Origin of the sequence: Shigella sp. FJ200513 (assembly GCF_040495915.1) — a bacterium.
Classification (GTDB): domain Bacteria; phylum Pseudomonadota; class Gammaproteobacteria; order Enterobacterales; family Enterobacteriaceae; genus ECMA0423.
Genome location: NZ_JBDYCV010000004.1, coordinates 66,565 through 75,464, shown reverse-complemented (window position 1 = coordinate 75,464; position 8,900 = coordinate 66,565). Strand labels below are relative to the sequence as shown.

The following is an 8,900-nucleotide window of genomic DNA, read 5'->3' as shown; positions in this document are numbered from 1 at the left end:
TCTGATGGAAATGGAAGCCACGCAAGCACCTTAAAATCACCATCATACACTAAATCAGTAAGTTGGCAGCATTACCACAACATAACATCTTATTGGATTAGATATGTTAACAATTAATTATTCTTAATATATCAATAAAGTATATATTACTCTCTTTACTATCTGTTTTTATTGCGGTAGCGATACTAATAACAAAATTCGGAATTTATTTAGATGCTGGAATTAGAAAAAGGGATGACGGCTTTCTCACCTTACCCTGAAGTTTCACGAAAGTGTGTAAGGAAGTATGCAATCTAACTGGAGATTTCTGATGATCTAGTCGCTTAGAGCGACAATGAAGGTGACCGCATCCTGGGTAGCCCTATGAAAGGATACTATTGAAACGTGATGCTAAAACAGTGATGAAATGAATAATACGATGGAAACGTCTTCCATGTTAATTATCATGGAAGACGTTGATGTTGAACACCTAAACCAGCCCCCTGATACGAGGCTGGCTTAAGCGCGCAGGCAATCAGTAAAAATCACCGGTTGCCTTTTCGGCCTGATCCATCCACACCGGTTTATCGCTGGTTTTCGACCAGACGCGGTGCAGGTAGCTGTAAAAGCGGGCGCGGTCTTTCCAGAAAAGCATGAAAGGCAGCGCCAGAACGCCCGCTGCAACCGCATATGTACGGCGTAAAAAGATAAGCCATGCAGGATATTCTCTGTAGAGTTCCATACTTTTCTCCCCCTTTTGTATCTACCCGGTGAATAGCACCGGAAAAATGAATTTGTTTATCTGATGAAAATAGTACCGCCTTTTGTGTAATTTTACTACTCATCCGACCACTTATTTTTGCTTATTGATGGTTTATTTACATTCACACTGTAATTAAATTACACAAAAGTTAAATTAATACTAACCATCAGTTAAATCATGGCCTTTGCCATTTTTATACTTTTTTTACACCCCGTCCGCAGATTTTTGCGAAATCTTTGCAGCCAGAATTCTACTCTTCCGGTATCACTTTTAGGCCACTGGAGGTGCACTGTGAGTGCAGGCGTGATAGCCGGCGTGTTGCTGGTGTTTTTATTACTGGGCTATTTGGTTTATGCCCTGATCAATGCGGAGGCGTTCTGATGGCTGCGCAAGGGTTCTTACTGATTGCCACGTTTTTACTGGTATTAATGGTGCTGGCGCGTCCTTTAGGCAGCGGGCTGGCGCGGCTGATTAATGACATTCCTCTTCCAGGTACAGCGGGCGTTGAACGTATACTCTTTCGTTTACCTGGCGTCTCTGACCATGAGATGAACTGGAAGCAATATCTTTGTGCCATTCTCGGCCTGAACATGCTGGGGCTGGCGGTGCTGTTTTTTATGTTGCTCGGTCAGCACTATCTGCCGCTTAATCCACAGCAGTTGCCGGGGCTGTCGTGGGATCTGGCGCTGAATACCGCCGTCAGCTTTGTCACGAATACCAACTGGCAATCTTATAGCGGTGAAACCACGTTGAGCTATTTCAGCCAGATGGCAGGCTTAACGGTACAAAACTTTCTTTCTGCCGCCAGCGGGATTGCGGTGATTTTTGCCTTCATCCGTGCGTTTACTCGCCAGAGCATGAGCACACTCGGGAATGCCTGGGTCGATCTGCTACGCATCACGTTATGGGTGCTAGTCCCTGTGGCGTTGTTGATCGCACTGTTTTTTATTCAACAAGGTGCGCAGCAAAACTTTCTGCCCTATCAGGCAGTGAATACCGTTGAAGGAGCGCAACAGCTGTTACCCATGGGACCAGTAGCTTCTCAGGAAGCGATCAAGATGCTCGGTACTAACGGCGGTGGCTTCTTTAATGCCAACTCGTCGCATCCGTTTGAAAACCCAACCGCACTGACCAACTTCGTGCAGATGCTGGCGATCTTCTTGATCCCAACAGCGCTGTGCTTTGCCTTTGGTGAAGTGACGGGCGATCGCCGCCAGGGGCGCATGTTGCTGTGGGCGATGTCAGTGATTTTTGTCATCTGCGTAGGCGTGGTTATGTGGGCAGAAGTTCAGGGTAATCCTCATCTGCTGGCGCTCGGCGCAGACAGCAGCATCAATATGGAAGGTAAAGAGAGCCGTTTCGGCGTGCTGGTCAGTAGCCTGTTTGCGGTCGTGACTACGGCGGCGTCCTGTGGCGCGGTGATTGCGATGCATGATTCGTTTACCGCTCTCGGCGGCATGGTGCCGATGTGGCTAATGCAAATTGGTGAAGTGGTGTTCGGCGGTGTCGGTTCTGGTCTTTACGGCATGATGCTGTTTGTCCTGCTGGCGGTGTTTATTGCCGGGCTGATGATTGGTCGTACACCGGAATATCTGGGTAAAAAAATAGACGTACGCGAGATGAAACTGACTGCACTGGCGATTCTGGTTACTCCAACACTGGTACTGATGGGCGCGGCGTTGGCGATGATGACCGACGCCGGACGTAGCGCCATGCTTAACCCTAGCCCGCATGGTTTTAGCGAAGTGCTGTACGCCGTGTCGTCCGCCGCTAACAACAACGGCAGCGCCTTTGCCGGATTAAGCGCCAACTCTCCGTTCTGGAACTGTTTACTGGCGTTCTGCATGTTTGTCGGTCGCTTCGGGGTGATTATCCCGGTGATGGCAATTGCCGGTTCGCTGGTGAGTAAAAAGAGCCAACCCGCCAGCTCCGGCACGCTGCCAACGCACGGCCCGCTGTTTGTTGGCCTGTTAATCGGCACCGTGTTGCTGGTTGGCGCACTGACCTTTATCCCTGCCCTGGCGCTTGGTCCGGTGGCGGAATATCTCTCCTGATGATATTGAGTGAGCACTGAATATGAGTCGTAAACAACTGGCGCTATTCGAACCAACACTTGTCGTTCAGGCGCTGAAAGAAGCGGTGAAAAAATTAAACCCGCAGGCGCAATGGCGCAATCCGGTGATGTTTATCGTCTGGATCGGCAGTCTGCTGACCACCTGTATTAGCATCGCGATGGCAAGCGGTGCGATGCCTGGCAATGCGCTGTTTAGCGCGGCAATTAGCGGCTGGCTGTGGGTCACCGTACTGTTCGCTAATTTCGCCGAGGCGCTGGCAGAAGGCCGCAGTAAAGCGCAGGCCAACAGTCTTAAAGGGGTGAAAAAAACTGCCTTTGCCCGCAAGCTGCGTGAGCCGAAATATGGCGCTGCGGCGGACAAAGTTCCTGCCGATCAACTGCGTAAAGGTGACATCGTGCTGGTAGAAGCTGGCGATATTATCCCCTGCGATGGTGAAGTCATTGAAGGCGGCGCATCGGTCGATGAAAGCGCCATCACCGGGGAATCGGCACCGGTGATCCGTGAATCCGGCGGCGATTTTGCCTCCGTTACCGGCGGCACGCGTATTCTTTCTGACTGGCTGGTGATTGAGTGTAGCGTTAACCCCGGTGAGGCATTTCTGGATCGGATGATCGCGATGGTGGAAGGCGCACAGCGACGCAAAACACCGAACGAGATTGCCCTGACTATCCTGCTGATTGCTCTGACCATCGTCTTTTTACTGGCAACCGCCACGCTGTGGCCGTTTTCCGCGTGGGGCGGTAATGCCGTGAGTGTAACGGTACTGGTGGCGCTGCTGGTCTGTCTGATCCCAACCACTATTGGTGGCCTGTTGTCAGCGATCGGCGTCGCCGGGATGAGTCGGATGCTGGGCGCGAATGTGATTGCCACCAGCGGACGTGCAGTTGAAGCGGCAGGTGACGTTGACGTTCTGCTACTGGATAAAACCGGCACCATCACACTCGGTAACCGTCAGGCGTCGGAGTTTATCCCCGCGCAGGGCGTGGATGAAAAAACGCTGGCTGACGCCGCACAACTGGCTTCGCTGGCTGATGAAACGCCGGAAGGTCGCAGTATTGTGATCCTCGCCAAGCAACGTTTTAACCTGCGCGAGCGCGATGTGCAGTCGCTCCATGCCACCTTTGTACCGTTTACTGCGCAAAGCCGGATGAGCGGGATCAACATCGACAACCGCATGATCCGTAAAGGTTCTGTCGATGCCATTCGCCGCCATATTGAGGCTAACGGCGGTCACTTCCCTGCCGATGTTGATCAAAAAGTCGATCAGGTTGCGCGTCAAGGAGCCACGCTGCTGGTGGTGGTGGAAGGTTCTCGTGTGCTGGGCGTTATTGCGCTGAAAGATATCGTCAAAGGCGGTATTAAAGAGCGCTTCGCCCAGCTGCGCAAATGGGCATTAAAACGGTGATGATTACCGGCGATAACCGTCTGACTGCCGCCGCGATAGCTGCGGAAGCGGGTGTCGATGATTTTCTCGCCGAAGCGACACCGGAGGCCAAGCTGGCATTGATCCGTCAGTATCAGGCGGAAGGTCGTTTGGTAGCGATGACCGGCGACAGCACCAACGATGCTACGGCGCTGGCGCAGGCAGATGTCGCGGTGGCGATGAACTCCGGCACCCAGGCGGCTAAAGAGGCGGGCAATATGGTGGATCTCGACTCTAACCCGACCAAGTTGATCGAGGTGGTGCACATTGGCAAACAGATGCTGATGACCCGTGGCTCGCTGACCACCTTCAGCATTGCCAACGATGTGGCGAAATACTTCGCCATTATTCCGGCGGCGTTCGCGGCAACATATCCGCAGTTAAATGCGCTGAACATCATGCGCCTGCATTCGCCCGACTCCGCCATTCTCAGTGCGGTCATTTTCAACGCCTTGATTATCGTCTTTTTGATTCCTCTGGCGTTAAAAGGCGTGAGTTATAAACCGCTTACCGCTTCTGCCATGTTGCGCCGTAACTTATGGATTTACGGTCTGGGTGGGCTGCTGGTGCCGTTTATTGGTATCAAAGTCATTGATTTACTGCTAACCGTTTGTAGTCTGGTGTGAGGTTTACCATGAGTGGATTACGTCCGGCATTATCGACATTTCTCTTTCTGTTATTGATTACTGGCGGCGTTTACCCGCTGCTGACCACCGCACTGGGGCAATGGTGGTATCCCTGGCAGGCCAACGGTTCGTTGATTCGTGAAGGTGATACGGTGCGCGGTTCGGCATTAATCGGGCAAAATTTTACCGGCAACGGCTATTTTCATGGTCGCCCGTCGGCAACAGCAGAAATGCCCTATAATCCACAGGCTTCTGGCGGGAGCAATCTGGCAGTCAGTAACCCGGAGCTGGATAAACAGATAGCCGCACGCGTTGCCGCATTACGGGCCGCTAACCCGGACGCCAGCACGAACGTTCCGGTTGAACTGGTGACGGCGTCGGCAAGCGGACTGGACAATAACATCACCCCGCAAGCGGCGGCCTGGCAGATCCCACGCATCGCAAAAGCGCGTAATCTCAGCGTTGAACAGCTCACGCAGCTGATCGCAAAATACAGCCAACAACCGCTGGTGAAATATATCGGCCAGCCGGTCGTCAACATTGTCGAACTCAATCTGGCACTGGATAAGCTTGATGAATAACGAACCCTTACGTCCCGACCCCGACCGTCTGCTGGAACAAACTGCCGCGCCGCATCGGGGGAAGCTGAAAGTTTTCTTCAGTGCCTGTGCAGGCGTCGGGAAGACCTGGGCGATGCTGGCAGAAGCCCAGCGACTGCGGGCGCAAGGGCTGGATATTGTGGTTGGTGTGGTAGAAACCCATGGGCGGAAAGATACCGCCGCCATGCTTGAAGGGCTGGCTGTTCTGCCTCTGAAACGCCAGGCGTACCGTGGGCGGCATATCAGCGAGTTTGATCTCGATGCCGCCCTCGCCCGCCGTCCGGCGCTGATCTTAATGGACGAACTGGCGCACAGTAATGCGCCAGGTTCTCGTCATCCTAAACGCTGGCAGGATATCGAAGAACTGCTGGAAGCTGGCATTGATGTTTTCACAACCGTCAACGTTCAGCATCTGGAAAGTCTGAATGATGTGGTCAGCGGCGTCACCGGAATTCAGGTACGGGAAACCGTGCCCGATCCTTTTTTCGATGCCGCCGACGACGTGGTGCTGGTGGACTTGCCCCCGGACGATCTGCGCCAGCGGCTGAAAGAAGGCAAAGTCTATATTGCCGGGCAGGCGGAGCGCGCCATTGAACATTTTTTCCGCAAAGGCAATCTGATCGCCCTGCGCGAACTGGCACTGCGCCGTACTGCCGATCGCGTTGATGAGCAAATGCGCGCCTGGCGGGGGCATCCTGGCGAAGAGAAAGTCTGGCACACGCGCGACGCGATCCTTTTATGCATCGGCCATAACACCGGCAGCGAAAACTGGTCCGCGCGGCGGCGCGGCTGACGTCACGGCTGGGGAGCGTCTGGCACGCGGTGTATGTTGAAACCCCTGCCCTGCATCGCTTACCGGAGAAAAAACGTCGGGCAATTCTCAGCGCCTTACGTCTGGCGCAGGAGCTGGGCGCGGAGACGGCAACACTTTCTGATCCAGCGGAAGAGAAAGCGGTAGTGCGTTATGCCCGTGAACATAATCTCGGCAAGATTATTCTCGGTCGCCCAGCCTCGCGCCGCTGGTGGCGTCGGGAAACATTTGCTGACCGACTGGCGCGCATCGCCCCCGATCTCGATCAGGTGCTGGTCGCGCTTGATGAACCACCCGCCCGCACGATTAACAACGCGCCGGATAGCCGCTCATTTAAAGACAAGTGGCGGGTACAGATTCAGGGATGCGTGGTTGCCGCCGCGTTATGCGCCGTTATCACCTTAATTGCCATGCAGTGGCTGATGGCGTTTGATGCCGCCAACCTGGTGATGCTGTATCTGCTTGGCGTGGTGGTGGCGCTATTTTATGGACGCTGGCCTTCGGTGGTTGCCACCGTCATTAATGTGGTGAGTTTCGATCTCTTTTTTATCGCCCCACGCGGCACGCTCGCCGTCTCTGATGTGCAATATCTGCTGACCTTCGCGGTGATGTTAACCGTCGGGCTGGTGATCGGGAACCTTACTGCTGGTGTGCGTTATCAGGCGCGGGTAGCCCGTTACCGCGAGCAACGCACACGGCACTTATATGAAATGTCGAAAGCTCTGGCGGTGGGCCGCAGTCCGCAGGACATCGCCGCCACCAGCGAACAATTTATTGCCTCCACGTTTCATGCCCGCAGTCAGGTGTTGTTGCCCGATGACAACGGTAAATTGCAGCCGTTAACACATCCGCAAGGAATTACGCCATGGGACGATGCCATCGCGCAGTGGAGTTTTGATAAAGGCCTGCCTGCGGGCGCGGGCACCGACACGTTACCCGGTGTACCGTACCAGATTTTGCCGCTAAAAAGCGGCGAGAAAACCTACGGGCTGGTGGTGGTGGAGCCGGGGAATCTGCGCCAGTTGATGATCCCGGAACAGCAGCGCCTGCTGGAGACTTTTACGCTGTTAGTCGCCAATGCCCTTGAGCGGCTGACGCTAACCGCCAGCGAAGAACAGGCGCGGATGGCAAGCGAACGTGAACAGATCCGCAACGCCCTGCTGGCAGCGCTTTCGCATGATTTACGCACGCCGCTTACGGTGCTGTTTGGTCAGGCAGAAATCTTAACGCTCGATCTGGCAAGCGAAGGATCACCCCACGCCCGCCAGGCCAGCGAGATTCGTCAGCATGTGCTGAACACTACCCGACTGGTGAATAATCTACTGGATATGGCGCGAATTCAGTCCGGCGGCTTTAATTTGAAGAAAGAGTGGTTAACGCTGGAAGAAGTAGTCGGCAGCGCGCTGCAAATGCCGGAACCGGGTTTATCGTCGCCCATCAATCTTTCTCTGCCAGAACCGCTGACCTTAATCCACGTTGACGGGCCACTCTTTGAACGGGTGCTGATTAATCTGCTGGAGAACGCGGTGAAATATGCGGGTGCGCAGGCCGAAATTGGTATCGATGCCCACGTTGAGGGCGAAAATCTACAACTGGATGTCTGGGATAACGGCCCCGGTCTTCCGCCAGGCCAGGAGCAGACGATATTTGATAAGTTTGCTCGCGGGAATAAAGAGTCGGCGGTGCCGGGTGTCGGGCTTGGGTTGGCAATTTGTCGGGCGATTGTGGATGTACACGGCGGCACCATTACCGCGTTCAACCGACCGGAAGGTGGTGCCTGTTTTCGTGTTACACTTCCCCAGCAAACCGCTCCTGAACTTGAAGACTTTCATGAGGATATGTGACAAACGTTCTGATTGTTGAAGATGAACAGGCTATTCGTCGCTTTCTGCGCACGGCGCTGGAGGGCGACGGGATGCGCGTCTTTGAGGCCGAAACTCTGCAACGCGGCTTGCTGGAAGCGGCAACCCGTAAGCCAGATTTGATTATTCTCGATCTCGGCCTGCCCGATGGTGATGGGATTGAGTTTATCCGCGACCTGCGCCAGTGGAGCCCGGTGCCGGTGATTGTGCTTTCCGCACGCAGCGAAGAGAGCGACAAGATCGCCGCGCTGGATGCCGGAGCGGATGATTATCTGAGTAAGCCGTTTGGTATTGGCGAATTGCAGGCCCGTCTGCGCGTCGCTTTACGCCGCCACTCCGCCACTCCGCCACCGCCGCGCCCGATCCGCTGGTGAAATTTTCCGGTGTTACCGTCGATTTAGCCGCCCGCGTGATTCACCGGGGTGAGGAAGAGGTGCATCTCACACCAATTGAGTTCCGCCTGCTGGCGGTGCTGCTCAACAATGCCGGAAAAGTACTCACCCAGCGCCAGCTCCTTAACCAGGTGTGGGGGCCAAACGCGGTCGAACACAGTCACTATTTGCGTATTTATATGGGACATCTGCGACAAAAACTGGAACAGGATCCGGCCCGGCCTCGCCACTTCATTACTGAAACCGGTATTGGGTATCGGTTTATGCTTTGAATTGTTATTCAATAAATTCGCTTAAATAGTGATTAATTTATTATTAAACCTGCGCCGAATATTATTATTTGGCAGGTTTAATTTCTTAACGCAAATAT

The 8,900-nt window shown here is 54.0% G+C and carries 4 protein-coding genes and 3 pseudogenes; 6 read left to right on the top strand and 1 reads right to left on the bottom strand.

Annotated elements, in window-relative coordinates; translation table 11 throughout:
- Window positions 1-514 precede the first annotated feature (514 nt).
- Complete coding sequence (locus tag ABZJ92_RS02095; protein WP_000424924.1) at window positions 515-721, bottom strand: YbfA family protein; 207 nt, start codon at window positions 719-721, stop codon at window positions 515-517.
- A gap of 312 nt (window positions 722-1,033) precedes the next feature.
- Between ABZJ92_RS02095 and kdpF the strand changes: the two genes are divergently transcribed.
- The 6 genes and pseudogenes from kdpF (at window position 1,034) to kdpE (ending at window position 8,802) form a co-directional block, all read left to right on the top strand.
- A complete protein-coding gene (gene kdpF, locus ABZJ92_RS02090; RefSeq protein WP_001365534.1) occupies window positions 1,034-1,123 on the top strand; it encodes a K(+)-transporting ATPase subunit F in 90 nt (29 codons plus the stop codon).
- Window positions 1,123-2,796: a potassium-transporting ATPase subunit KdpA gene (gene kdpA / locus ABZJ92_RS02085; RefSeq protein WP_000730110.1), complete on the top strand. Its 1,674-nt coding sequence runs from the start codon at window positions 1,123-1,125 to the stop codon at window positions 2,794-2,796. Before kdpF ends, kdpA begins: the two co-directional genes overlap by 1 nt.
- Before the next feature lie 22 nt (window positions 2,797-2,818).
- Window positions 2,819-4,866 (top strand): annotated as a pseudogene (gene kdpB / locus ABZJ92_RS02080) (potassium-transporting ATPase subunit KdpB).
- A gap of 8 nt (window positions 4,867-4,874) precedes the next feature.
- Window positions 4,875-5,447: a K(+)-transporting ATPase subunit C gene (kdpC, locus tag ABZJ92_RS02075; RefSeq protein ID WP_000016100.1), complete on the top strand. Its 573-nt coding sequence runs from the start codon at window positions 4,875-4,877 to the stop codon at window positions 5,445-5,447.
- Window positions 5,440-8,120 (top strand): annotated as a pseudogene (gene kdpD / locus ABZJ92_RS02070) (two-component system sensor histidine kinase KdpD). The gene kdpC and the pseudogene kdpD overlap by 8 nt, the downstream one beginning before the upstream one ends.
- Window positions 8,117-8,802 (top strand): annotated as a pseudogene (gene kdpE / locus ABZJ92_RS02065) (two-component system response regulator KdpE). The pseudogenes kdpD and kdpE overlap by 4 nt, the downstream one beginning before the upstream one ends.
- Window positions 8,803-8,900: the final 98 nt, after the last annotated feature.